This is a genomic window from Arthrobacter sp. M4, assembly GCF_020251205.1.
Lineage (GTDB): Bacteria > Actinomycetota > Actinomycetes > Actinomycetales > Micrococcaceae > Arthrobacter.
In genome coordinates, this window is sequence record NZ_JAIWYX010000004.1 from 165,959 (window position 1) to 189,840 (window position 23,882).

19 protein-coding genes are annotated in these 23,882 nt (G+C 64.2%); 6 read left to right on the forward strand and 13 right to left on the reverse strand.

The genetic code is table 11. The features are described 5' to 3' along the window. Positions 1 to 101: 101 nt before the first annotated feature. The 8 genes from LD110_RS09255 to LD110_RS09290 all read right to left on the reverse strand — a co-directional run bounded on the left by LD110_RS09255 (position 102) and on the right by LD110_RS09290 (position 9,370). The gene (locus LD110_RS09255) at positions 102 to 1,070 is read right to left on the reverse strand and encodes an ABC transporter permease (RefSeq protein WP_225498509.1); all 969 of its coding nucleotides are present in this window, start codon (positions 1,068 to 1,070) and stop codon (positions 102 to 104) included. Next, a complete protein-coding gene (locus LD110_RS09260) occupies positions 1,060 to 1,797 on the reverse strand; it encodes an ABC transporter ATP-binding protein (RefSeq protein ID WP_225498510.1) in 738 nt (245 codons plus the stop codon). The genes LD110_RS09255 and LD110_RS09260 overlap by 11 nt, the downstream gene beginning before the upstream one ends. 97 nt (positions 1,798 to 1,894) lie before the next feature. Next, positions 1,895 to 3,043: an ABC transporter substrate-binding protein gene (locus LD110_RS09265; protein ID WP_225498511.1), complete on the reverse strand. Its 1,149-nt coding sequence runs from the start codon at positions 3,041 to 3,043 to the stop codon at positions 1,895 to 1,897. A 274-nt stretch (positions 3,044 to 3,317) separates the two neighbouring features. Further along, positions 3,318 to 4,718: a sulfate adenylyltransferase subunit 1 gene (locus tag LD110_RS09270; protein WP_225498512.1), complete on the reverse strand. Its 1,401-nt coding sequence runs from the start codon at positions 4,716 to 4,718 to the stop codon at positions 3,318 to 3,320. After that, positions 4,718 to 5,842 carry a sulfate adenylyltransferase subunit CysD gene (gene cysD, locus LD110_RS09275; RefSeq protein ID WP_225498513.1) on the reverse strand — a complete coding sequence of 375 codons (1,125 nt, stop codon included), beginning with the start codon at positions 5,840 to 5,842 and terminating at the stop codon, positions 4,718 to 4,720. The genes LD110_RS09270 and cysD overlap by 1 nt, the downstream gene beginning before the upstream one ends. Next, on the reverse strand, positions 5,839 to 6,555 hold the full coding sequence (locus LD110_RS09280; protein ID WP_225498514.1) for a phosphoadenylyl-sulfate reductase: 717 nt from the start codon (positions 6,553 to 6,555) through the stop codon (positions 5,839 to 5,841). The genes cysD and LD110_RS09280 overlap by 4 nt, the downstream gene beginning before the upstream one ends. Next, complete coding sequence (locus LD110_RS09285; protein ID WP_225498515.1) at positions 6,552 to 8,297, reverse strand: nitrite/sulfite reductase; 1,746 nt, start codon at positions 8,295 to 8,297, stop codon at positions 6,552 to 6,554. Before LD110_RS09285 ends, LD110_RS09280 begins: the two co-directional genes overlap by 4 nt. Before the next feature lie 368 nt (positions 8,298 to 8,665). Next, positions 8,666 to 9,370 carry a sirohydrochlorin chelatase gene (locus LD110_RS09290; RefSeq protein ID WP_225498516.1) on the reverse strand — a complete coding sequence of 235 codons (705 nt, stop codon included), beginning with the start codon at positions 9,368 to 9,370 and terminating at the stop codon, positions 8,666 to 8,668. Between the two features lie 62 nt (positions 9,371 to 9,432). Here LD110_RS09290 and LD110_RS09295 point away from each other — a divergent pair, with 62 nt between their 5' ends. Both LD110_RS09295 and LD110_RS09300 read left to right on the forward strand, forming a co-directional pair. Continuing rightward, positions 9,433 to 10,104 carry a trimeric intracellular cation channel family protein gene (locus LD110_RS09295; RefSeq protein WP_225498517.1) on the forward strand — a complete coding sequence of 224 codons (672 nt, stop codon included), beginning with the start codon at positions 9,433 to 9,435 and terminating at the stop codon, positions 10,102 to 10,104. A 13-nt stretch (positions 10,105 to 10,117) separates the two neighbouring features. Further along, entirely contained in the window at positions 10,118 to 10,540 is a 423-nt protein-coding gene (locus LD110_RS09300; RefSeq protein ID WP_225498518.1) for an SMI1/KNR4 family protein, read from the forward strand. 1,429 nt (positions 10,541 to 11,969) lie between these two features. On the opposite strand, the gene LD110_RS09305 is transcribed toward LD110_RS09300, so the two are convergent. The 3 genes from LD110_RS09305 to LD110_RS09315 are packed head-to-tail and all read right to left on the reverse strand — an operon-like array spanning position 11,970 to position 15,258. After that, on the reverse strand, positions 11,970 to 13,073 hold the full coding sequence (locus LD110_RS09305; RefSeq protein WP_225498519.1) for a polyprenyl synthetase family protein: 1,104 nt from the start codon (positions 13,071 to 13,073) through the stop codon (positions 11,970 to 11,972). Positions 13,074 to 13,082: 9 nt separating this feature from the next. Then, positions 13,083 to 14,450: a geranylgeranyl reductase family protein gene (locus tag LD110_RS09310; protein WP_225498520.1), complete on the reverse strand. Its 1,368-nt coding sequence runs from the start codon at positions 14,448 to 14,450 to the stop codon at positions 13,083 to 13,085. 49 nt (positions 14,451 to 14,499) lie between these two features. After that, positions 14,500 to 15,258, reverse strand: a complete 759-nt coding sequence (locus LD110_RS09315; protein WP_225498521.1) for a demethylmenaquinone methyltransferase — start codon at positions 15,256 to 15,258, stop codon at positions 14,500 to 14,502. A gap of 163 nt (positions 15,259 to 15,421) precedes the next feature. On the opposite strand from LD110_RS09315, the gene LD110_RS09320 reads away from it, so the two are divergent. From LD110_RS09320 to LD110_RS09335, 4 genes are all read left to right on the forward strand, one after another. Then, positions 15,422 to 16,813: an isochorismate synthase MenF gene (locus LD110_RS09320; RefSeq protein ID WP_225498522.1), complete on the forward strand. Its 1,392-nt coding sequence runs from the start codon at positions 15,422 to 15,424 to the stop codon at positions 16,811 to 16,813. Positions 16,814 to 16,988: 175 nt separating this feature from the next. Next, positions 16,989 to 17,795 (forward strand): ABC transporter substrate-binding protein, encoded by an 807-nt coding sequence (locus LD110_RS09325; protein ID WP_225498523.1) that lies wholly within the window; start codon positions 16,989 to 16,991, stop codon positions 17,793 to 17,795. A gap of 97 nt (positions 17,796 to 17,892) precedes the next feature. Further along, the gene (locus LD110_RS09330; protein WP_225498524.1) at positions 17,893 to 18,684 is read left to right on the forward strand and encodes an amino acid ABC transporter permease; all 792 of its coding nucleotides are present in this window, start codon (positions 17,893 to 17,895) and stop codon (positions 18,682 to 18,684) included. 11 nt (positions 18,685 to 18,695) lie between these two features. After that, on the forward strand, positions 18,696 to 19,496 hold the full coding sequence (locus LD110_RS09335) for an amino acid ABC transporter ATP-binding protein (protein WP_225498525.1): 801 nt from the start codon (positions 18,696 to 18,698) through the stop codon (positions 19,494 to 19,496). 116 nt (positions 19,497 to 19,612) lie between these two features. Here LD110_RS09335 and menD read toward each other — a convergent pair whose 3' ends face one another. Next, positions 19,613 to 21,547, reverse strand: coding sequence for a 2-succinyl-5-enolpyruvyl-6-hydroxy-3-cyclohexene-1-carboxylic-acid synthase (gene menD / locus LD110_RS09340; protein WP_225498673.1), 1,935 nt, complete (start codon positions 21,545 to 21,547; stop codon positions 19,613 to 19,615). Positions 21,548 to 21,734: 187 nt separating this feature from the next. Beyond that, on the reverse strand, positions 21,735 to 23,834 hold the full coding sequence (locus tag LD110_RS09345) for a PhoX family phosphatase (RefSeq protein ID WP_225498526.1): 2,100 nt from the start codon (positions 23,832 to 23,834) through the stop codon (positions 21,735 to 21,737). Positions 23,835 to 23,882 lie beyond the last annotated feature (48 nt).

A 23,882-nucleotide genomic window follows, 5' to 3' on the forward strand; every position in this document is an offset into this window, starting at 1 on the left:
CGCGCAGGGAACCATCGATCTGGGGAACCAGAAGCGCAGGTGACGCAAGAGCCCGACGGCGGGAGTCGCCGTCGGGCTCTAGCGTTACGGTGCGTGGGTGACTAGCGCGTGCTGCCGGCCAGCAGGCCGCGGCGGTGCAGGAGCCGCCGCTCGATAGGCGCGAAGACCAGCAGCTCGATGAGGATGCCCACGAAAAGGATGGCCAGGATCGCAGCCATCACCGTGGACATGTCGGACAGGGCGCGACCTTGGTCAAGGAGCGAGCCGAGGCCGAAGCCGATGGTCCCGCCCACTGCGATGATTTCGGCAGCCATCAGCGATCGCCAGGAGAAGGCCCAACCCTGCTTGAGGCCGCTGAGGTAACCGGGCAGCGCAGCGGGCAGGATGATCTGCACGGCCAGCTGGAAGCGGTTGGCGCCCAGGACCTTGCCGACGCTGCGGTACTGCGGCGGGATCTGGTCGACGCCGGAGATCAGGCCGTTGATGATGGACGGAATGGCGCCCATCAGCACCACGAAGTACACGGTGCCGTCGGTAAGGCCGAACCAGATGATCGCGGCAGGAACCCAGGCCACGGACGGCAGGACCTGCAGGCCGGAGATCAGTGGGCCGAAGGCCCGCCGGAGCGGCTGAACCTGCGCCAGGAGCAGGCCGAGCGGCGTGGCGACCACCACGCTTATGAGGAAGCCAATGACCCCGCGCTGCAGCGAGGTCCACACTGCCTCCTGGATTTTCCCTTCGCCCCACAGCTGGCCTACATGGTTCGCGACATCAAGGGGGCCCGGAACCAGGTCGCGGCGCTTGAAGCCGAGCGAGACGTAAATCTGCCACGCAAGGATCAGCACCACCAAGGCCGCGACGGGCAGCAGGATACGTGTCCAGTCGATGCCTGCTTTGCGGCCAGCGTCGGACTGGAGCTTGTCCAGTCCGGCTTCCAGGGCACGGAGTTCGTCCGGGTTGCCCTTGATGGAAGGTGAGGTGATGTGGCGAGTCTCAGACTCGAGGAATGGATCTTCGGGAGTCACTTCGGGTTCCGGGATAGCGGGGCGGGTTTCCTGGTCAGTTGGCATGGCGGCGGATCTCCTCGCGCAGGCGGCGGGTAATGGTTCCGGTGAGCTCCCCAGCGCGGCCCGGGTCGGTGCGGTGTTCCTCGGTGACGTCCCATTCAGCGACGACACGGCCGGGCCGCGAGGACAGCAGAAGGACACGTTGGCCCAGCCGGACGGCCTCGCGGACGTTGTGGGTCACGAAGACGATGGTGCGGCCGGTTTCCTTCCAGATCCGTTCCAGCTCGTCGTGGAGCAGGTCGCGAGTGATGGCGTCCAAGGCCGCGAACGGTTCGTCCATCAGTAGCAGCTGCCGGTCCTGGGCGAGGGCGCGGGCCAAGGCAACGCGCTGGCGCATGCCGCCGGACAGCTCGTGTGGCCGCTTCTCACCGGCTCCGCCAAGGTGTACGAGTTCCAACAGCTCCGTGGCCCGGGCGGCACGGGCCGCTTTGGACAGCGACTTGCCCTTGTCCGCGAGTTGGAGGGCCAGCTCGATGTTGCCGCGGGCGGTGAGCCACGGGAACAGGGCAGAGTCTTGGAACATGAACGCCGCCCCGTCGGACGGGACCTCCAAAGCGCCCGACGTCGGTTCCTCCAGGCCCGCAAGGATGTTCAGCAGGGTGGATTTGCCGCAGCCGGACGCACCAAGCAGCGCAACGAACTCGCCCTGCTCGATGGTGGCGTTGACGTCGTCCAGCACCGGGGCTCCGTCGCCGAAGCGCTTGCCCAGGTTCTCCAGTACGACTGGCATGGTCCCGTCCTTCGTGTTGATGTTCGGTATTACAGGTGTGCAGGCCGCCCCGTGCGTGGACCTCGTGTCCATTAGCCCGGGGCAGCCTGCGCTTGGTTTATTCCTTGCCCAACCCTGCGGCCGAGGTCTTGGTGTCGGAGACCTCGTTCAGTGCGCGGAGGTCGAAGAGGCCGTTGATGTCGGCCGGCTTGGTGGTGCCGGCGTCCACGCCGTCCTGAAGCAGCTTCTTGTAGGTTCCCGCCAGCGGATCCACGGAGAAGGTGATGTTCTTCAGCGAGCGATCGATCACGTTGTCTGGCAGCGGCTTGCCCGCGGTGTCCTTGAGGACTGCGTTGATGGTGCTTGCCTTCTCGGCGGCGGGGGCGGAGTTCAGCCATTTCACGGATTCGACGTGGCCCTTGAGCAGAGCCTTCACCGTCTGTGGGTGCTCGGCGGCGAACTTCTTGCTGACGATCAGGATGGTGGTGGTGAACTCACCCTTGTCCCACAGGTCCTTCTCATCCACCAGCACCTTCGCGCCAGCTTCGAGGACCAGGCGGGACGCCCATGGCTCAGGCAACCACGCGCCGTCGAGCTTTCCGTCTTGGAACAGCTTCAAGGTCTGGGCGTTCTCGGTGGGGTTGATCTTGACGTCGCCGCCGCCGTCGGGCGTCGTCTTGTAGCCCTGCTTGCCCAGCCAGGCGCGCAGCGCCACGTCCTGGGTGCCGCCCAGCTGCGGGCTGGCGAGGGTCTTGCCCTTGAGGTCGGCCGCGGAAGCAATTTCCGGCTTGACCACCAGCTGGGCACCACCCGCGGCGGCACCCGCGATGACGCTTACCGACTCGCCGCCGCTCTTGACGAAGGAGTTGATGGCCGGGTTCGGGCCGATGTAGGTGGCGTCGATGGCGCCGGCGTTCAGGGCTTCGATGGCGGCGGGGCCTGCGTTGAAGACCTGGGTGCTGAGCTTGGTGTCGCCGAGGTTCTTGGCGATGATGCCCTTGCTGACGCCGACCAGGGCGGGTGCGTGGGTCACATTGCCGAAGTAGCCAAGCTTGAGCTCCGCGGCCGGGGTGCCAGTGGCGACGGCGGCGGGCTGGCTTGCGTTATTGGCCGAGACTGCGGAGGCGACGGCGGCACCGGCGCCAAGAAGGAGGACGATGCCGGCGGCGACGGCGATCTGGATGCCGCGCTTGCGCTTGGGTTTGTCGTTCTCGCCGGCGACGATGCGAGTCGTGCCGGGAGTCGAAGACTCAGGGGTGTTTGCCATGGTTGGGGATCCTTAGATGCGATGCGGAGACGAAGGTGGGCTGATGTTCAGGCCCTGCTACATCGCCCCGTGTGGGAGAGGAAGGACCGGTCCGTTGACGTCATGGGTTTCACCATAGGGACTCGAATATTTGCCGTTCAACAAGTCGTAAATGCTGGGTCACGCGGGTTCATGCTGCGTCACATTGGGTATGAAAAAACCGCAACACACTCACCTCCCGGCCCGAAAATCCGGGCCAGAAGGGGTGCGCTGCGGTTCTTTGCGGACCGTAACGTCAGATAACGTAACGTTCGTCTTCATGGTCGCCAGGGTGGTCCTTAACCAGACCGGCGGCCAAGGTGTTGCCGTCGATGGGATCGATCACCAGGAACGCGCCAGTGCGGCGGTGGTGAAGGTAGTTTTCAAGCGGCAGCGGAGCCGCAAGGCGCAACTGGGCATGTCCGATGTCATTCAGTTCCAATCCGGAAGCCTGCTCCAGCTTGAACGTGGCCAGGTCCAGCTTTCCGCTGACGCTGCGGACAAGGGCCTGGACGGTGCGGGTTCCGTGCTTGACGAGTACCTTGGCACCTTCGCGGAGGGGCTTCGGGGAGAGCCAGCAGAGGGCCGCGTAAAGGTCCTGCGAGGCTTCCCTGACCGTGCCTGCAGCGGCAATCGTGTCACCGCGGGCGATGTCGATTTCCTCGGCCAGACGGATCGCCACTGACTGCGGCGCCGCGGCTTCCTCGAGCTCGCGGCCAGCGAAGTCGATTCCCTTCACGGTGGTGGTGCGGGGCTCGTGTCCCGGGCTCAGAACCGTGACCTTGTCGCCGACGCGGACCGAACCCTCAGTGATCTGGCCAGCGTAGGCGCGGTAGTCGCGGTACGCCTCGACGTCGAGCCCACCGGCCACGGCGTCGGGTGCCAGGGCGCCCTGCGGACGAATCACCAGCTGGACCGGAAAACGGAAGCTTTCCAGGTGGCTTTCGAGCTCGTCGGCCGCCGGGAGGGTCTCCAGGACCTCAAGCAGCGCGGGGCCTGTGTACCAGGGGGTGCGGTCCGAGCGCTCCACCACGTTGTCGCCGTCGAGCGCTGACACCGGGATGACCAGGAGGTCGGAGATCCCATCCGAACCCAGGCCCAGCTCGCGGGCTACCTGCTGCACGTCCGCCTCGATGCCGCGGAAGACGTCCTCGCTGAAGTCCACAAGGTCGATCTTGTTCACGGCCACAATCACGTGCGCCACACGAAGCAGCTGCAGCACGGACAGGTGTCGCCGCGTCTGCTCAAGGACACCCTTGCGGGCGTCGATGAGTACGACGACGGCGTCCGCAGTGGACGCGCCGGTCACGGTGTTCTTGGTGTACTGAACGTGGCCCGGGCAGTCCGCCAGGATAAAGCTACGGCGGTCGGTGGCGAAGTAGCGGTAGGCAACGTCGATGGTGATGCCCTGCTCGCGCTCGGCGCGCAAGCCGTCAGTCAGCAGCGCCAGGTCGATGCCGCCCTTCTCGCCACCAAAGCCGCGATCCGCGGAGGTGCGGGCCACGGCGTCGAGCTGGTCGGCCAGAATGGCCTTGGAGTCGTGGAGGAGGCGGCCCACCAAAGTCGACTTGCCGTCGTCGACCGAACCAGCGGTTGCGAAGCGGAAAAGGGTGGATTCACGGAGGCCGGTTTCCAGGAGTGCGGTTTCGGTGCTCATTAGAAGTAACCGTCCTTCTTGCGGTCTTCCATGGCTGCCTCGGAGATGCGGTCATCTGCGCGGGTGGCGCCACGTTCGGTCAGGGTGGAGGCGGCGACTTCAACCACAACGTCTGCCACAGTGCGAGCGTCGGATTCGACTGCACCGGTGCAGGACATGTCGCCCACAGTCCGGTAGCGAACCAGCTTAGTGATGACATCTTCATGCGGCTTGGGCTGGGAGACCTCACCAACCGCGCGCCACATACCGTCGCGCTGGAACACCTCACGCTCGTGGGCGTAGTAGAGGCTGGGCAGTTCGATACCTTCGCGCTCGATGTAGCGCCACACGTCCAGCTCGGTCCAGTTGCTGATGGGGAATGCACGGACATGCTGGCCCACAGTGTGGCGGCCGTTGTACAGGTTCCACAGCTCGGGGCGCTGGTTGCGCGGGTCCCACTGGCCGAACTCGTCGCGGAGGCTCAGGATGCGCTCCTTGGCGCGGGCCTTGTCTTCGTCGCGGCGGCCGCCGCCGAACACTGCGTCGAACTTGTTCCGCTGGATCGCGTCCAGCAGCGGGACGGTCTGCAGCGGGTTGCGCGTACCGTCGGCACGCTCGGCAAGTTCGCCGCGGTCGATGAACTCCTGGACGGAGCCCACCACGAGCTTCAGGCCGAGGCGCTCCACAGTGCGGTCACGGAAGTCAATGACCTCGGGGAAGTTGTGGCCCGTGTCGACGTGCAGGACCGGGAAGGGAACCTTGCCCGGCCAGAAGGCCTTGGTTGCCAGGTGCAGCATCACCACAGAGTCCTTGCCGCCGGAGAACAGCAGCGCGGGACGCTCAAACTCGGACACGACTTCACGAATGATGTGGATGGCCTCGGACTCGAGCGTGTCCAGGCTCGACAAGCGCTCCGGGGTTGAGACGCCGGATGCCGCCTCCGCCCCTTCGCCGCGCAGCTGATCTTCGATCAGCTCAGCGCGCGGCTCCGACAGCGGCTGTGGCCTTCCCGACGCTCGCAAGCTCGCGTCAGGTCCCTCGGCCAGAACCTTGGATGCCACTCCATGGGCGGCATCCGACGTCTCAGCAAGGTCCTCTTCCAGCACTGACAACTCCGTGTCCTCGTTGGTTGTGTAGGTGCTCATACGTGTAGCCCGCATTCTGTCTTGTCGGTTCCTGACCAGCGGCCGGCGCGGGGGTCTTCGCCCGCTGCTACCTTGCGCGTGCAAGGCTGGCAGCCGATGGACGGGTAGCCCTGGGCCAGCAGTGGGTTGACCGGCAGGATGTTGTCTTCGGAGTACTGGACCAGCTGGTCAAAGGACCAGGCGGCCACGGGGTTGACCTTGACCAGGCCGTTCTTCTCGTCCCAGGTGACCAACGGGGTGTTGGTCCGGGTGGGAGCCTCGTCGCGGCGGACGCCGGTGAACCAGAGCTCGTAACCCGCCAACGTCCGGTGCAGCGGCTCTACCTTACGGAGGGCGCAGCAGCGGCCGGGATCGCGGGCGAAGAGGTCCTTGCCCAGCAGGCTGTCCTGCTCGGCAACCGTGTGCTCAGGCTTGACGTCCACCACGTTCACGCGGAGGTTCGCAGCGACTTCATCACGGGTCGCGTACGTCTCTGGGAAGTGGTAGCCGGTCTCCAGGAAAAGGACGTCGACGCCGGGCAGCTGGTCCGCGACCAAAGCCGGCAGGACGGCGTCGGCCATTGAACAGGCCACTGCAACCGAGGGCAGCTCGAAGTTCCGGGCAACCCAGGCGATGACGTCGCGGGCAGGGGCGTCCCAGCCGAGCTCGGCTGCTCCGGCCTCGGCCAGGGCCTTCAGTTCATCGTTGGAGCGCTTGGTGGCAACGGGGGTCATTGCAGTGCCTCCTCATCAGCGGTGTGTGCCCATTCTGCGAAGGTCTGGCCTTCTGCGCCTTCGGCGACAAAGCGGCGAACAACGCGTTCCACGTATTCCGGCAGGTCCTCGGCAGTGACCTTCAGGCCACGGACCGTGCGGCCCAAGCCGGCTTCTTCACGCTCGGTGTTGGCGAGGCCGCCACCCAAGTGGACCTGGAAGCCCGGGGTCGGGTCGCCGCCGGGGGTCGGAAGCATCATGCCCTTGAGGCCGATGTCCGCCGTCTGGATGCGGGCGCAGGAGTTGGGGCAGCCGTTGATGTTCAGCGACAAGGCCTGCGGCAGCTTGCCGCTCTCGCTGAGGTCCGCGAGGCGGGTCTCCAGCTCGGCGATAGCCGTGGCCGCCGTGGCCTTCGTTTCCACGATGGCCAGCTTGCAGAACTCGATGCCGGTGCAGGCGATAGTGCCGCGCCTGAACAGCGAAGGCCTGGCGGAGAGGCCGAGGGCGTCCAGCTCGGCAACCAGCGGTTCGACCTCTTCCTTGGCTACATCCAGCACCACCAGCTTCTGGTGCGGCGTGGTGCGCAGGCGGAAGGAGCCGCGGGCTTCGAGGGTGTCAGCGAGCTTGCTCAGGGTGGAGCCGGAGACGCGGCCGACCGTGGGTGTTACGCCAATGAAGAACTTGCCGTCCTTCTGCTCGTGGATGCCCACGTGGTCACCGGGCGTGCTCGGCTTGGGGGCCGCGGGGCCGTCCGGGAGCTTGAAGCCGAGGTATTCATCCTCGAGGACCTGGCGGAATTTCTCCGTACCCCAGTCGTTCAGGAGGAACTTCAGGCGGGCCTTGGTACGCATGCGGCGGTAACCGTAGTCGCGGAAGATGCTGGTGACTCCCAGCCAAACCTCTGCGGCAACGTCAGGCGAGACGAAGACTCCCAAACGCTCAGCGAGGCGCGGGTTGGTGGACAGGCCGCCGCCGACCCACAGGTCGTAACCGGCGCCAAGCTCGGGGTGGACAACGCCCACCAGAGCGAAGTCGTTGATCTCGTGCACTACGTCCTGGGACGGGTGGCCAGTGATCGCGGACTTGTACTTGCGGGGCAGGTTAGCCAGCTCCGGGTCGCCGATGAAGCGCTCGGAGAGTTCCTTGATCAGCGGAGTCGGGTCGAGGATCTCGTCCTTGGCGATGCCCGCCACGGGCGAGCCCAGGATGACACGCGGAACGTCACCGCAGGCCTCGGTGGTGGACAAGCCAACGCCTTCAAGGCGGCGCCAGATCTCCGGGACATCCTCGACGCGGATCCAGTGGAGCTGGATGTTCTGGCGGTCGGTAAGGTCGGCCGTGTCGCGGGCGAACTCGGTGGAGATGCCACCGATCACACGCAACTGGTCGGTGGTGAGGGCGCCGCCGTCGATGCGGACGCGCAACATGAAGTATTTGTCTTCCAGCTCGTGCGGCTCGAGCGTGGCGGTCTTGCCGCCGTCGATCCCGGGCTTGCGCTGGGTGTAAAGGCCCCACCAGCGGAAACGGCCGTGCAGGTCCGTCCCGTCGATGGAGTCGAAGCCGTGCTTGGCGTAAATGGACTCGATACGCTCCCGGACGTTAAGTCCGTTGTCTTCCTGCTTCCAGGTCTCGTTGGCGTTCAGCGGCGTAGTGCCGTCAACCTTCCATTGGCCGTGGGGCTTGGCGGCAGGACGGGCGGTACGGGCAGGGCGCTTCGGCGCAGCCTGGTCCGCAGACGCTCCGGCTAGAGCTGTATCAGTCATAGATCGACTGTAGGGCGGCCCCGATTTCTCCAACAAAGGGTCCGGAAACGCTAAGTCACCTAGGGAAACATTTCGTCACGAAGGGCCCAGGGGCCTTGATCCGGGGCGTCTCGTGTGCATTTCGACTGGGTTTTTGGGTAGTGGTCTCAGCCATCGTTTCCCGCTTGACATTGCGAGTTTGTCAAGTCCCTGTAGAATCCTCGGCGTCATGGGGACAGCACTGTCAGCGGAATGACCAACCACTTTGTTGTTGATATTGGTCGCGGGTCCACGGCCGTTGTTGCCTATGAGCGCCACCCTGAGCGCCCAGCGGTAGGAACAGACCCGACGGCGGTCCCAACCATTGGTGGGGACCGCCTTCGGGTAGTTCAGGAAAGCTTCGCCAGAGCCGCGTCGTATCTTTCCAGGGCAATCTCTGCGAGCACCGGAGACGGCAGCAGCGGGTCCGAAACGATGTCCGCGCCTGCCTTGGCCAACTGGTCGTGGAAGTATCCGGTCGCCAGCAGGTACGAGGACACAATGACGCGGCCCTGTCCCCCGCCCTCGGCGAGTTCCGTGCGTAAAGCCGCAACGCCGTCGGGCACGTTTGGTTGGGCGCTGGCACCGTAGGCGACCCGGACGGGGTTCGGCAGCAACTCGGCGAGCTGCCGGGCCTGTTCCTCAGAATCCACAGAACCATCCGGCAGCGACGAGCCGGCGGCGGCGAGCAGGACGCCGTCGTCGTCCTTCAGCCCTGAGGCGCGAAGGTGCTTGACGAGCAGCTCGGCCAGGCGGCGATCCGGCCCAAGCGGGGCCGCGGCCACGACTTCGGGGCGGCCTTTGATCGCACGCGGGATATCAACCTTGACGTGGTAACCCGTGCTGAGAAGCAGTGGGACGACGACGGCGGGTGTCCCCTCCGGCATGCCGGCCACAACGCCGGACAGCTCGGGTTCCTGCACGTCGACGTACGCCTCCAAGACCTCGAGGCCGGGGCGGAGCTCGGCGATCTCGGCCAGAACCTGCCGGATTGCTGCCTGCCCCTGGGCGTTGGACGTACCGTGTGCGCAGGCGATCAAGACAGGGCTACTCATGGAAGCTAGCGTAACGTTGTGCCAGCATCATCCGCCCCTGCGCGAAGAAAGAAGCGCCTTCTTTGACTGCCTTTGACGTGGCCTTGGTCTGGCTGGATTTGGCCGGTGTATTCTTTTTCGCCGTCTCTGGCTCCCTGCTCGCGGCACGGAAGCAGTTCGACATCGTCGGCTCCGTCCTCCTGGCGTCCCTCGTGGCGTTGGGCGGCGGAGTCATTCGCGACATCATCATCAACGCCGGCCCACCTGCCGCCTTCGCCAACCCGGTTTATGTGCTGCCGCCATTATTGGCGGCCGCGCTGGTCTATTTCCTTTTCGCCAATGTGCAGCGCTTCACCTCTCTGCTGACACTGTTCGACGCCGGCGGGCTGGCTTTGTTCTGCATCACGGGTACCGTAAAGGCCCTTTCGGCAGAGCTGAACCCTTTTGCCGCTGTCCTGCTTGGAGTGACGACGGCGGTCGGCGGTGGCTTGTTGCGTGACATCACGGCCAACGAGGTTCCAGGGCTGTTCAATGCCCGCGACCTGTACGCGATTCCGGCGTTCCTAGGAGCCGGATTGACAGCTGTCCTTTGGGTGAGCGGGACGTTCAGTGCGTGGACCGCCGTGGGGGTTGCCGTCCTCGTATTTGTATTCCGTGTGACCGCCTGGCGGAGAGGCTGGCACGCACCCTTGGCGGTCCGTGGCTGGCACCGCTTCGGCCTTGATTCCACGGGCAAATCGAGGGGTTTGGATTAGCTAGGATTGGAGCATGACTGACATGTTCCTCGAGAAGTTCCGCGCGCTTGTCCCGAAATACCTCGAGGATGATTGGCAGCCAGAAGACGGTCTCACTGAAAAGGAGCTGGACGAGGCGCTGGCCGACCACAAGTTCAAAATCCCGCTGGTACTTCGTGAGTTTTACCTTGCCGTGGGTGGGTGTGACGACCTGATGGAGGCCTACCACTACTTCTGGGATCCCGAGGAACTCGAAGTCGATGACGAGGGCTTCCTGATGTTCCTTGAGGACGAAGAGGAGCAGTTCACGTGGGGTTTCCGTGTGGCAGACCTCAGCATTCCGGATCCCATCGTTTGGCGGCGGAATAACGCCCGTGGCCAGTGGAAGAGCGAGGACGGGACTTTCTCCGAGTTCGTCTTCGACATGATGGACTGGGCCTTCACCGACGAGGACTAAGGCTTTCCGAAGCGGGGCGTCGGCGGGGTGTCGACGCGGTGTCGACGCCTGGCCTTTGGCGTCCGGCGTCGCAAATTCCCCATCTTTGCCGGCGGCCTGCGGCGTGTCGCGGCAAAACGCCGGGCGAATGGCCCTTCCTCCCTGAGGTAATCGAGCGTGGTTCGCCCCTGCCGCACGGCCGATTCCACCATGACAGCGGCCTCAAGTGCTGGCTGGCAGCGTAAAGCGTGGAGTAATGTGTCGGCGACGCTGGCAACGGGCCGGCCTGATTCCGGAGGCCACACGCTCCCCCTGTGGACCACGGCAGTCCTTTCGGCGCCGTGCTTGCACAAGAGATGTACTCGATCGGGAACTGCGAGGCGCCAAAGGTCCAGGTGGGGTGCCGCGGAAACGCAGCAGAGGAGCCCATCGGCCAAGACAGCAACTACCATGTCCGCTTGCGAGTCCGGCAACGAGAGCACGCCATGCCGGAGCCGACGGATCTCGCCATTCGCCACGGCGCTTCGGATGTTTCGATCAGTGAATCCTGCACGCCTCAGCGTCTGAGTTCGCGCCACGGTGCCCGCGTGGGCAAGGAATTGGCGAATGTCCATGACTGCCAGTCCAACAATCCTGGTGGTCGCAGACACCTTCGGGGTGACCGTATGTGGAGAACCCTGGCCCGATTCCCCCGGAGCCGGTTAGGGGAATCCCCACTTTTCCCGGGCGATTAGGGGAATCCCCCACTTTCCGCAGCCCGGTTAGGGGAATCCCCCACTTTCCGCAGCCCGGTTAGGGAATCCCCCATTTTCCGCAGCCCGGTTAGGGAATCCCCCACTTTCCGCAGCCCGGTCAGGGAATCCCCCATTTTCCGCAGCCCGGTTAGGGAATCCCACTTTCCGCAGCCCGGTTAGGGAATCCCACTTTCCGCAGCCCGGTTGGGGAATCCCCCAACTTTCCGCAGCTGTCCCGGCATGTCTTCGCAACACGCCGGGACCATCAGGCCGTCAATTGCCAAATGTGGTGAGATTGGGCTGTCCATTTTTCTGAAAATCTTTTGACCAAGTTAGTTGCCGATATGACAGCTTTGTCATAAGCTCGTCAATGGGTCCACTAATTGCCTCCGGTGGATCTGATGCGAACGGAGAGGTGGTCCCGATTCGTTGCAGCGCATGACTCGTAGCGTTGCAAAGGATCGGGGCCACTCCGTTTGACAGGCGCTTTGGGCGATCCGCCCCCACCAGACACACCCTTTAAATGGCAAAGCGCCCGCCCCAATATTGGGAACAGGCGCCTTTGGGCGACGTGCCCCACCAGAACGCACCCTTAAATGGCAAAGCGCCTGCCCCAGTATTGGGAACGGGCGCCTTTGGGCGACGCCCCCAACAGAACACACCCTTAGATGGCAAAGCGCCCGCCCCAAAAAGGGAACGGGCGCGGCCAACAAACCTCAGCTGCTGCGGTCAACCACCGCGTAGGCGAAGTTGCTCAGCGACTCCTTGACCACGCCTTCCGGCAGAGGCGCGAGTGCCGCAACGGCATCTTGAGCCCATTGGCGGGCGATGACCCACGATTCGGCAGTCACCGGGTGGTTGCGAAGCGCCTCAACCGCCACGGCCAAGGCCTCATCTGAGCTGAGGTCGCCGTCGACCAGGTCCAGGACTTGTGAGGCCGCGGAATCTCCCTCAGCTGCGGCTTTCCGAAGCAGCAACACGGGCAGGGTGGGCACACCCTCCCGTAGATCCGTGCCCGGCGACTTGCCGGACTTGACCTTGACTCCTGTGACGTCGATAACGTCGTCGGCCAACTGGAAGGCCACGCCAACCTTCTCGCCGTACTCCACCAAGACGTTCTCGTAGACCGGGTCAGCACAGGCAAAGATGGCGCCGAGCTGGCCGGAGGCAGCCACAAGGGAGCCTGTCTTGTCCGCAATCACAGAAAGGTAATGTGCCACGGGATCCTCGTCTTCACGCGGGCCCACAGTCTCGTGCAGCTGCCCGAGGCACAGACGCTCGAACGTACGGGCCTGGATGCCGAGAGCGCGGGGGCCGAGCTCTGAAACCAGGATTGATGCACGGGCGAAGATGAGGTCACCCGTGAGGATGGCTACGGAGTTGCCCCAAACCTCGTGGGCCGTGGGCGCGCCGCGCCGGAAGGGCGCGGAGTCCATAACGTCGTCGTGGTAAAGCGTCGCCAAGTGCGTCAATTCGACGACGACGGCGGCCTGGACCACTTCGGGGCGGTCGGCGTCTCCGAGGTGCGCGCACAGCAAGGTCAGCAGGGGCCTGATCCGCTTGCCACCGGCCTCCACAAGGTGACGCGACGTTGCGTCAGCCAGCGGATCAGAGTTCGCAATGGCTTCGCGGAGCTTCTTCTCCACTCGCGCGAGGTTGGTTGTGATGGCAGGGCCGAGATCGGGGTCGCGGGCGATAGCGGCGAAACCTGCGGGCAGCTGGAGGCCTGTAGCAATGGCCGTGGTGTTCAGATCCGGCTCTACGGAGACCGGAAGTCCGTGACCGGCGTGGGTCCAGCTATGTTCGGCGGAGTGTGGCACGGGTTAACCCTAACGTTTACTTGCGGAAACCGCGGATTCGGCAAGGGATGCCTGCGGCGCTGCGAGGCTTCCCTGTGGGGAGGCGCCACGAGGCGCCATGTTGGAGGTGGCTGGAACCAAAAGTTCGAGCACGCGGATTACGCGGTCCTCGAATCCTTTGGCCGAGGGATCGGCAAGGTTGGCCAGCATCCGCACCACGAACTTCATGAGCCACGGGATAGGCATGCCGGTTCGCAGCGCGAGCTTCATCACCGCTGGCTTGCCGATAAGGGCAGCGAACATACGGCCCAGTGTGAAATGCGAACCCCATTGGTCCCGAACATAGTCGGCATACCGGGCCAGATGAGCGTCCGTGTCCTTGCTGGTCCAGCCTGCGGAACGGGATCTGGACTCAGCATCAACGATGAACTGAGCCGCATACCGTGCGGACTCCATGGCATAGGAAATGCCCTCGCCATTGAAAGGGGATACCATTCCGCCGGCATCACCGAGCAGCATGAGGCCAGGTGCAAAGTGGGGTGTTCGATTGAAGCCCATGGGGAGTGCAGCTCCGCGGATCTCCCCTACCTGGTTGTCCGGTGTAAAGCCCCACTCTGTCGGCATGCCGGCGGTCCATTCACGAAGGACCTGCTTGTAGTCCAGCTTGCCAAACTCCCTGGATGAGTTCAGGATTCCGAGCCCCACGTTGGATGTTCCATCCCCGACGCCGAAAACCCAGCCGTAGCCCGGCAATGGCTTGCCGCTTTTGCCGGGGAGTTCAAGCCAACCCTCCATCCAGTCGTCGTTATGGCGGGGAGACGTGAAGTACGTGCGGACAGCCACTCCAATGGGGCGGTCGTCCCGCTTTGGCAGTCCGAGCGACACGGCCGTCCGGGTTGAGTTGCCGTCTGCGGCAAGGACGACGTCGGCATGGAAGTCACGCGTCTCGCCCGTCTTCCGACCGGCGTCGTCAAGGACGGCAGCCCGGGCTCCGACAACTCGGCCGTCGTTGTTCCTCAAGGCCTCAGTGACACTGTGCCGCTCCAGCACGATGGCGCCAGCCGCCTGCGCATGCCGGGCCAGCTCCTCGTCAAAGCCAAGGCGCGTGCGGATGAGTCCGTAGTCCGGGAAGTCCGCAACTTCGGGCCACGGCAATTCCAGTGTGCGTCCCCCTGCGATTAGCCGCAGGCCTTTGTTGCGGCGCCAGCCCTGGTCCTCGGCATGCGGGAGTCCTAGCTTCTGGATTTCGCGTACTGCCCGCGGAGTCAGACCGTCTCCGCAGACCTTCTCCCGCGGAAAGCTGGTCTTTTCCAGAACCGTTACGGGGATGCCAGCTTTTGCAAGGTAATACGCAGCGGTTGACCCTGCGGGTCCTGCGCCAACAATCAGTACTTTCACGATGTCCTTGGAATCAGCGTCCTCGAAACTTGGCCCGCGCCGGAGTCGCTCAGCGCGACGAACGCTTGACCTGACGGCGAAGTTTGGCAACGGGAACACTTGGGCGGTGCTCGGACCCCGGCTTGTTGGCACGGTGCACGGCGACGATTCCGCCGCTGAGGTTGCGGTAAGTGATATCCGACCAGCCGGCCTCCGAAAGCCAGTGTGCCAGGTGGTCCTGGTCCGGCCATGCACGGATGGATTCGGCGAGGTAGACGTATGCACCCGGGTTGGATGAAACCTTGGTGGCGACCGCCGGCAGCGCGCGCATGAGGTACTCCGTATACATGGTGCGCCAGAGGGGGATGACCGGCTGGGAGAACTCGGCGATCACCAAGCGGCCTCCGGGCTTGGTCACGCGAAGCATCTCCTGGAGTGCCTTGTGCGGCTCATTCACGTTGCGGAGGCCAAACGAAATGGTGGTGGCGTCGAAGCTGTCGTCGGCAAAGGGAAGATTGGTGGCGTCCCCTGCAATGAAGTTGATGTCCGGGCGGCGGCGCTTGCCAACCTTGAGCATTCCGAGGGAAAAGTCGCAGGCAACGACGTCGATGCCGGCATCCGCGTAAGGTTCGCTGGAGGTGCCCGTGCCGGCAGCCAGATCCAGCACGCGCTGCCCGCGGTGCACCTCCATGGCCTCAACAACCACGCGGCGCCACCGACGCGTCTGGCCCAACGACAGCACATCGTTTACGACGTCGTATTTGGGGGCGACATCGTCAAACATCGTCGCAACTTCGTCCGGACGCTTTTCCAAGGATGCTCGGTTCACCCGTCAATTGTCGCAGACATCAAAGCCGAGGCATGCGCGGGCCCAGCGTATGTGGAGACCGCGTTACCGGACGGCGTATGTGGAAAACGTGGTAGTTCCTTAACCCACATAGCACCAGGCCGACGCCTGAACTCTTGGAAGCCGGGAGTACTGTTGTTCCATCATGACCAGCACGCTCCGTACGCTCACAGTCCCCCTCGACGATGACGCATCACTTGGGGGGCTGCCCTCTTTTTTGGTCCGGAATGACGTCCTCTGTTGGGCCCGCCGGGAGGCCGGACTGGTCGGATTCGGCGAGCTCACCCGCTTCACGGCTATAGGGCCGGATCGATTCCTCGAGGCAGACATCTGGTGGCGGCACCTGGTCATCGAGGCTGATATCACTGACCAAGTGGATCATCCCGGAACCGGCCCGGTGGCCTTTGGGTCCTTCGCTTTTTCCAAGACCTCCGCCCACCAGTCGCGGCTGATCCTGCCAGAACTCGTGGTCGGCATCCGTGACGGCCAAGCTTGGCTCACGCAGATGACGCTCGATGGAGACGAACTCACCCGTGCGGGGGCGCTTGCAGCCTTGCGCCGGTGGCTGGACGGCGAGGCCTCCCCGACAATCGAAAATAACGACGACGGCGAGGCGGCGCAGACGTCCGGGACTCCGATGACGAGCGTGCCTGGAATCAGCACCCAGCCGGCCACACTGGCCACGGGTGCCCTCAACGAGGCCGAGTGGATGCATGCGGTGGAGGCCGGGGTCCGCGAAATTCGCGCCGGAAAACTCGAAAAGCTCGTCCTGGCCCGCGACATTGTGGCGAGCCTGCCGGACGAGGTGAGTGCCGCCGTCGTACTCAAGGAACTGTCAGCGCGGTACCGCGAATGCTGGACGTACGGCGTTGACGGCCTGGTGGGCGCCACACCCGAGATGCTGATCCAGGTGGAAGGGCGCACGGCCCAGGCCCGCGTGCTGGCGGGTACGCTCGACCGGCGGGACGCGGATGGCGTGGACGGCCCTCCGCTGGAGTTTGCCGAACGGGTGCTGGCCGGATCGGAGAAGCAGCGGCATGAGCACGAGATAGCAATCCAGTCGCTCACCACACAGCTGGCACCGTTCTCCGAGGCAATGAACGCACACAGCGAACCTTTCATCCTGGAACTTCCCAACGTTTGGCATCTGGCGTCGGATGTCAAAGCCGAACTGGCGGATATCGAGGGCCACGTCCCCACCTGTCTGGCGCTCATCAACGCCCTGCACCCCACTGCTGCGGTGTGTGGCACGCCCACGTCGGTGGCAGGGGATCTGATTCGACGACTGGAGCACCTTGACCGGGGACCATACGCGGGACCGGTCGGCTGGCTGGACGCTGCGGGCAACGGGGAATGGGGCATCGCCCTCCGGGGCGCCGTCATCGAGGGCCCCCACACCGTGCGGCTGTATGCCGGCTGCGGGGTGGTTGAAGGATCACACCCTGAGGCCGAACTTGCCGAAACTTGGGCCAAGTTCCGGCCCATGCTCGAGTCGCTCGGAATCGAGCATGAAGCACCGGCCAGCGCGACGGCCTAGCGATCCGAAGAATCCGGGATATCAGACGGCCCCTGACCAGCGCTCTTGATTTTTGCAAACAGAAGTTATCCAATGGTGAAACTTAGTTGCCTGTGATGCACATCTCTCGTCGACCTTTGAGCGTTACACTATTAGACGTTTTGATACGGCATCCCCTGACACAAAAGGTAAAGAAATGCAGATCTCACGAATGATCCTTGGGAACCCCAAGGTCAAGGTAGCGGCCGTGGTCGCTGCCGGCGCACTCGCGCTGTCGGCTTGTGCCGGTGGCGGCAGCAGCAGCGCCCCCACCGAAGCCGGCGGTGTGAAGCTCCTCCAGTCCGGCAAGTTGACGGTCTGCTCGGACATCCCCTACGAGCCGTTCGAATTCGTCAAGGACGGCAAGAACGTCGGTTTCGACATGGACATTGCCGCTGAGCTCGCCAAGGACATGAAGGCTGAGCTGAGCGTTGTGGACAGCTCCTTCGAAGCCATCGAAACGGGCACGGCCCTCACGCAGTGTGATGTATCAATCTCCTCGATCTCCATCACGGACACCCGCAAGTCGGTTATGGACTTCTCCACTCCGTACATGGATGACGACCTGACCCTTGTAGCCACCACCGCATCCGGCATCAACGGCTTGGATGGAGCCAAGGGCAAGAAGGTGGGTGTCCAGCAAGCAACCACTGGCGCCCAGTACGCCAAGGACAAGGGCATCGAAGCACAGCAGTTCGAGGACACGGGCCTCCTGGTCCAGGCGCTCAAGGCCGGAACCATCGATGCAGCGCTCGGCAACCAATCCGTGCTGGCCTACGGCATCAAGGATGACAGCAAGCTCAAGCGTGTGGAGAACTACGCCACGGGCGAGAAGCTCGGCATCTCCATCAAGAAGGGCAACACCGCCATGGCGGAGCAGGTCAACAAGACCCTCAAGCGCCTCCAGGACGACGGCAGCCTGAAGAAGTACGAGACCACCTGGTTCGGCCAGGCCGCGAAGTAGCCACCACGGCCTAAGCCCGATCGCAGCGGGGCCCCGACAGGACAATCGCCAGAGTCCATGCGGGGCCTCAGCTGCGCACAACGATTGTGAGCACACCATGGCAATGACCGCCCGTCAACGCGCCAAAACCAGCCTCAACGTCCAAGCCGGAATCTTCGTGGTGGCCCTCGCCGCTGTGGTCCTGGCTGTGGACTGGAAGACCGTCAGTGAGAACGTCTTCAATTTCGCCAAGCTCGGACCGATGTTCCCTGGCATCATCCTGGTCGGCCTCAAAAACACCCTTATCTACACCGCCATGGCGTTTGTGGTGGGCCTCTCCGGCGGCCTCCTATTGGCGCTCATGAAGCTGTCCAGCTTCCCCCTCTACCGGTGGATCGCTACCGGCTACATCGAATTCTTCCGAGGCATCCCCGCCCTGCTGGTCTTCATTGCCTTCGGCTATGGCGTGCCGCTGGCATTCGGCTTCACCTGGGACGTCAACGTTGTGGTTACCCTGTCCCTGGGCATCGTGGCCTCGGCCTACATCGCGGAGACCCTGCGAGCCGGCCTGCAGGCAGTTCCGAAGGGACAGATGGAAGCGGCGCGCTCCCTCGGCATGCCGCACTGGCGCTCGATGGTCACCATCGTGATCCCGCAGGCCTTCAAGATTGTGCTGCCGCCACTCACCAACGAGGTCATCCTGCTCACCAAGGACTCCTCGCTGATCTACGTCCTGGGCCTCACAGCCTCGCAGTACGAACTGACCAAGTTCGGCCGCGACGGCATCTCCAGCCTTGGCGCCGGCCTGACCCCGCTGCTGGTTGCCGGTGCCTTCTATCTGGTGGTCACCATCCCCCTGAGCCTCCTGGCCCGGAAGTTCGAAAGCCGCGCAGCGCGGACCAAGCGATAGGCAGGACAGTCATGAACGACGTCGAACAGAACACCAGTGCGGCCCAGGTGAAGGCCGCCGGCGTAGCCATCAAGAACCTGCGCAAGTCCTACGGCACCAACGAGGTCCTCAAGGGCATCAGCCTGGACGTCTCTCCCGGGGAGGTTGTGTGCCTCATTGGGCCCTCCGGCTCCGGAAAGTCAACTCTCCTGCGCTGCGTAAACCTCCTGGAACAGCCCAACGAAGGCAGCATCCACGTGGGTGGTTTCGAAGCCACAGACCCTGATGTGGACATCGACAAAATGCGCCGCAAGGTTGGAATGGTTTTTCAGCAGTTCAACCTTTTCCCGCACCTTAATGTGCTGCGGAACTGCACCGTCGCGCAGACCAAGGTCCTCAAGCGCAGCCAGGCCGAAGCCGACGAAGTGGCTCGGCGCAACCTGGAACATGTTGGTCTGGGACACCTTGCGGACCGCTTCCCCGACCAGCTCTCCGGCGGTCAGCAGCAGCGTGTGGCCATCGCCCGAGCGCTGAGCATGGACCCGCAGCTGATGCTCTTCGATGAGCCGACCTCGGCGCTCGACCCGGAGACCGTGGGCGACGTCTTGGCCGTCATGCGGAACCTGGCACGGTCCGGCATGACGATGCTGGTGGTCACCCACGAGATGGGCTTTGCCCGCGAGGTCGCCGACCGAGTGGTCTTTATGGACGGCGGCGTTGTCGTAGAAGAGGGCTCCGCGGAACACGTGGTTGGCGCTCCGACCCAGCCGCGCACCAAAGAGTTCCTCCGCCGCGTGCTGGATCCAACCCACATCGAGGTTGTGGAAGAGTAAGCTCCCCGCTGTCCCGGCGCCATACGAAGTTCCAGGGCGTAAGAGAATCCCCGGAGATGCTGAGTTCCAGCGTCTCCGGGGATTCTTTATGCGGGCTTGATGAGGCGCTTCCTGTGCTACGACCCCAGCAGCACGGTGCCAACGGCGGCAGCCACCGCTTCGGTGATGCGCGTGTGCAGTGCACGAAGGCCTGAGCGGTCCGCGCGGACCTCAACGATGGAACGGCCCTTGAGCGGCGACTCGAGCACCGCGTCCAGCTCGGCCGCCGTCGAGACCTGTTGGTGTCCGACGCCGTACGCGGACGCCAGAGCCGCGATATCGACTGAGTGTGGGGTTCCGAAAAGCCGCTCGACGGCGGTGCCGTAGTTGCCGCCCGCCTCTACCTTGCCGTGCTCCAACAAGCCAAATATGCCGCCTCCAGCGTCGTTCAGTACGATGATCCGCAGGTCCGGGACCGGTTCTTCGGCGCCGAGGAGGAGACCGCCTGCGTCATGGAGGAAGGTCACGTCGCCCACCAATAGCGTGGTTTCTCGGCCGCCACCCAGTGCTATACCCGTCGCTGTGGAAATGGTTCCATCGATGCCAGCCAAACCGCGATTGGCGAAGACTGTGGCGAGCGGCGTGGCGGCAGGGGCGCCTGCCAGGTCCACGTCGCGGATTGCGTTGGAGGATCCGAGGACAAGGAGTCCCCGCGCGTGGGACCACACCGCTGCCCCCACAGCCGGACCGGTCAACGCTGCCAAACCAGGCCCTGTCGCGCCAGCGTTCGTGGCACCAGGCTCTGCGGCACCTGGCTTCGTGGGACCAGGCGCTACGGCACCAGACGCTGCGGCACCTGGCTTCGTGGCACCAGACTCTGCGGCACCAGACGCTGCGGCACCAGGCGCTGAGGCACCAGTTGTTGTGGCACCAGACTCGGTGTTGCCAGGCTCTGTGGCGCCAGGCCTCGTGGCCCCGGACTCGGTGTTGCCAGACGCAGCCCCTGCAGAACTGGCTGACGCCAGAACGCGCTCGACGGCGTGCTGGGCCGCGGCACCTGACATCACCCAGGCGTCCAGCCACTCGGCTGCGCCCCTGCCGGAGAACTCGGCGAGCTCGGACAGGGTTTCGATGGGTGTTTCACGCCGCCGACCAGGCTCGTACCACGCCACGGGAACGGGTTCATACAGCGCGGTCTCCAAGTCTTCCCGGGCCAGAAGCGCGGACACCGGGCGAGACAAGGTGGGCCGTCCAAACACGACAACCCGCTCAATGGGCATGGGTGAGTCCGGACCGAAATTGTCCAGCAGCAAGCGATACGGGCCAACCGCGTTTGGGCCAAAGCGCGCATTGGATGACGGTTCCGCGAGGAGCGGCAGGTGGTGGCTGCGCGCGAACGCTTCGGCGACGGGACCGGCGTCGTGCCCTGCCAGCACAACGGTTCGGCGCTCCGGAAGCTCCCTCGGCGACGGCGGCAGGTCCATCGGCTGGGGGCCAGCGTCGTAATGGAACGGCCGGCGCGAGGTGTGGGAGGGGAGCGCGTCGTCCGGAAGCGGCACAAGCGGCTCGCGGAAGGCGAGGTTCAGCTGGACGGGGCCGGGCGGTGTGCCTTCCAAGACACCGGTGGCAGCATAGATTCCGGTGTCGACCGCCCGCTGCGGGTCGTCACCCGCCGGGACGTCGACGGCGAACCGGACGTGTTCGCCGAAAATGTCCAGCTGGATTGTGGTCTGGTTGGCGCCGGTCCCCCGGAGTGCTTCCGGCCGGTCCGCGGACAACACGATCAGCGGGACTGCTGCATGGTTGGCTTCCATCACTGCGGGCAAAAGATTCCCTACGGCGGTACCGGAGGTGGTCACGACGGCGGCGGGAGCGCCCGTTGACAGGGCAAGCCCGAGTGCCGTGAAACCCGCCGCACGCTCGTCGATGCGGACAAGGAGTTGCACGCGGCCGGCGGCTTCAGCCTCGGCAAGGGCATAAGCAAGCGGAGCCGACCGGGAACCCGGAGCGACAACGACGTGCCGGACACCGCCGTCGACCAGGGCCTTTACGGCGATACGGGCAGCGGCCATCGAGGTCAGCAAAGTCACTGCTCCAGTCTATTTGCCGCTGAAACCCCGGAGATTGTGTACAGCTTCTACCCTGACGGGCGCGCATGACGGTACGAGCTGTACACAACAACTCGGAGGGAAGGAGAAACGCCCGCCTACCCTGGGTGGGTAGGCGGGCGTTCCAGGCCTTCTCTCTGAGGATTGCTGGCTAGCTGTCGGTGCGGAACACCTGGACGATCGACGGACGTGGTGCACGGACCTGGCCAGCGGCGGGTGTTACACCGGCCTGGACGTAGTCCGGGAAGTACGAGTGCGGTGCGTCGAACGTGCCTTCTTCACCCGGGTGCTGGACGGCGACGAACACGGTGCGCTCCTCGTCGTGGATCACGGGACCACAGGTCTCGGCATCGCGAGGCACGGACAGGAACTGCTCCACCTTTCCGCGCTCCTCGCCCTCAAGGGTCACCTTGAACAGGCCGTCGTTGTAGCCGATGCCGGAGGGCGCACCGTCGGTGGAGATCCACAGGTTACCGACAGAGTCGAAAGCAACGTTGTCCGGGCAGGAGATCGGCGACACCTTGTCCACCGGGTACCCAGAGAAGTAAGTAACGTCGCCCTGCGCAGGGTCGCCACAGACCATCAGCAGGTTCCAGTTGAACACTGTGGACGTCTGGTCGCCGGTTTCGGTGATCTCTACGATGTGTCCGTCGCGGTTGAGCGTGCGCGGATTGACCTCGGTGGCGCCTTCCTTGCCCGGCTTGCCGCGGTCGGAGTTGTTGGTGCACACAACGTAGACCTTGCCGCTGTGCAGGCTCGGCTGGACGTCCTCGCAACGGTCCATCTTGGTGGGGCCAACTTTGTCCGCAGCGAGACGGGTGTAGACCAGAACCTCGGCCACGGTCATGCCCGCCACCGCGGAAGCTCCGTCCACAACCAGCGGCAGCCATTCACCTGTACCGTCGAAGGCACCGTCTGCCGGGACCTTGCCCGTGCCGTCGATCTCGGCCGCGGGCGAGTTGCCGGTGAACTTGGCCACATACAGATTGCCTTCGGACAGAAGGTCCATGTTGTGGCGGCGGGCGGCGGCGGTGTCGCCAGGCTGGTACTTCTGCTTGGAGACGAACTTGTAAAGGTAGTCGAAACGCTCGTCGTCGCCCATGTATGCCACAACGTGTCCCGATTCGGCCACGATCACATTGGCACCCTCGTGCTTGAAACGGCCCATTGCGGAGCGCTTCTTCGGCGTCGAACTCGGGTCGAAGGGGTCCACCTCGATGACCCAGCCAAAGCGGTTGGTCTCGTTGGCGTAGCCGGCATTGCGGGTGTCGAAGCGCTGTTCGTCGAGTTCCCACTGGCGGGAGGTGGGCTTGGAGGTGAGACCGTACCGCTTGTCGCTTGAAGACGTTCCGGCAGACACAAAGTAGCCGTTGAAGTTCTCTTCGCCGGACAGGATGGTTCCCCAAGGCGTGGTGCCGCCCGAGCAGTTGCCCAGGGTGCCCTTGATCCAGCGTCCAGCCGGGTCGTCAATCGTCTTGACCAGCTCGCTGCCGGCGGCGGGGCCGGTCAGTTCGTAGACCGTGTCTGTCAGGTAGCGGCGGTTCAGCGGTGCACCCTTGACGTACGTCCAAGGCTTGTTCTTGTTTTGGCGCTCCAATTCGACGACGGTGAGGCCGTGAGCCGCACGTCCGATGGCCCGAACCTCTGCCGCCGGAAGGGTAGCCGGGAACATGATGCCTTCGTTGGTGTACTCGTGGTTGGTGAAGAGGAGGGCACGGCGGTCCTTGGAACCCGGGACGGGCAGGATGTCCGTGTAGTCGTTGTTATAACCGAACTGGCGTGCCTGCGCAGCTGCGGTCTGGTTGTTGATGTCGAATGCCGGCGAGTCCGCGAAGAGGGAGTCACCCCACCTGATGATGGGCTGCCAGGTAAAGCCTGCAGGCACCGTGAATTTGTCTACGGCGGCATCCACCGGCTTGATGGCGGTGAAGGACAGCTTGGATTTCTGGAGGCCGATCTTTGCGGCGGCGGACAGGCCCGCCTCGGTTCCAGCAGCGGAAGCAGGCTGGGCGCCGCCAAGGTTTCCGCCGAGTACTACGGCGAGCGCACCGGCGGCGCCGAGTCCAAGGGCCGCCCGGCGGGAAACAGCAGCGGAAGCTATGTCCCGGAAGTAGCTGTTGGAGCTGGTGTTGCAGACGTCGCCCGAGCACGCATTGTCGCACTTGAGCGCACAAGTGATGGGGCTGCGCTTGCCCTTCGTATGGCCGAACATCGGCAGGAGATTCAGTTTGCGGACCGTGCTTTCAGACATGAATAGCCTCCAAGAAGTGATCATGGGTCAGGCCCACCCTGTCAGTGC

What these genes read in the sequence shown, in the direction of transcription:
- LD110_RS09290 (WP_225498516.1), bottom strand. Translation starts at nt 9,370, where the DNA reads ATGAGTAGCCCTGTCTTGATCGCCTGCGCACACGGTACGTCCAACGCC.
- LD110_RS09270 (WP_225498512.1), bottom strand. Translation starts at nt 4,718, where the DNA reads ATGAGCACCGAAACCGCACTCCTGGAAACCGGCCTCCGTGAATCCACC.
- LD110_RS09320 (WP_225498522.1), top strand. Translation starts at nt 15,422, where the DNA reads ATGACCAGCACGCTCCGTACGCTCACAGTCCCCCTCGACGATGACGCA.
- LD110_RS09330 (WP_225498524.1), top strand. Translation starts at nt 17,893, where the DNA reads ATGGCAATGACCGCCCGTCAACGCGCCAAAACCAGCCTCAACGTCCAA.
- cysD (WP_225498513.1), bottom strand. Translation starts at nt 5,842, where the DNA reads ATGAGCACCTACACAACCAACGAGGACACGGAGTTGTCAGTGCTGGAA.
- LD110_RS09280 (WP_225498514.1), bottom strand. Translation starts at nt 6,555, where the DNA reads ATGACCCCCGTTGCCACCAAGCGCTCCAACGATGAACTGAAGGCCCTG.
- LD110_RS09335 (WP_225498525.1), top strand. Translation starts at nt 18,696, where the DNA reads ATGAACGACGTCGAACAGAACACCAGTGCGGCCCAGGTGAAGGCCGCC.
- LD110_RS09265 (WP_225498511.1), bottom strand. Translation starts at nt 3,043, where the DNA reads ATGGCAAACACCCCTGAGTCTTCGACTCCCGGCACGACTCGCATCGTC.
- menD (WP_225498673.1), bottom strand. Translation starts at nt 21,547, where the DNA reads ATGGCCGCTGCCCGTATCGCCGTAAAGGCCCTGGTCGACGGCGGTGTC.
- LD110_RS09325 (WP_225498523.1), top strand. Translation starts at nt 16,989, where the DNA reads ATGCAGATCTCACGAATGATCCTTGGGAACCCCAAGGTCAAGGTAGCG.
- LD110_RS09260 (WP_225498510.1), bottom strand. Translation starts at nt 1,797, where the DNA reads ATGCCAGTCGTACTGGAGAACCTGGGCAAGCGCTTCGGCGACGGAGCC.
- LD110_RS09345 (WP_225498526.1), bottom strand. Translation starts at nt 23,834, where the DNA reads ATGTCTGAAAGCACGGTCCGCAAACTGAATCTCCTGCCGATGTTCGGC.
- LD110_RS09255 (WP_225498509.1), bottom strand. Translation starts at nt 1,070, where the DNA reads ATGCCAACTGACCAGGAAACCCGCCCCGCTATCCCGGAACCCGAAGTG.
- LD110_RS09300 (WP_225498518.1), top strand. Translation starts at nt 10,118, where the DNA reads ATGACTGACATGTTCCTCGAGAAGTTCCGCGCGCTTGTCCCGAAATAC.
- LD110_RS09285 (WP_225498515.1), bottom strand. Translation starts at nt 8,297, where the DNA reads ATGACTGATACAGCTCTAGCCGGAGCGTCTGCGGACCAGGCTGCGCCG.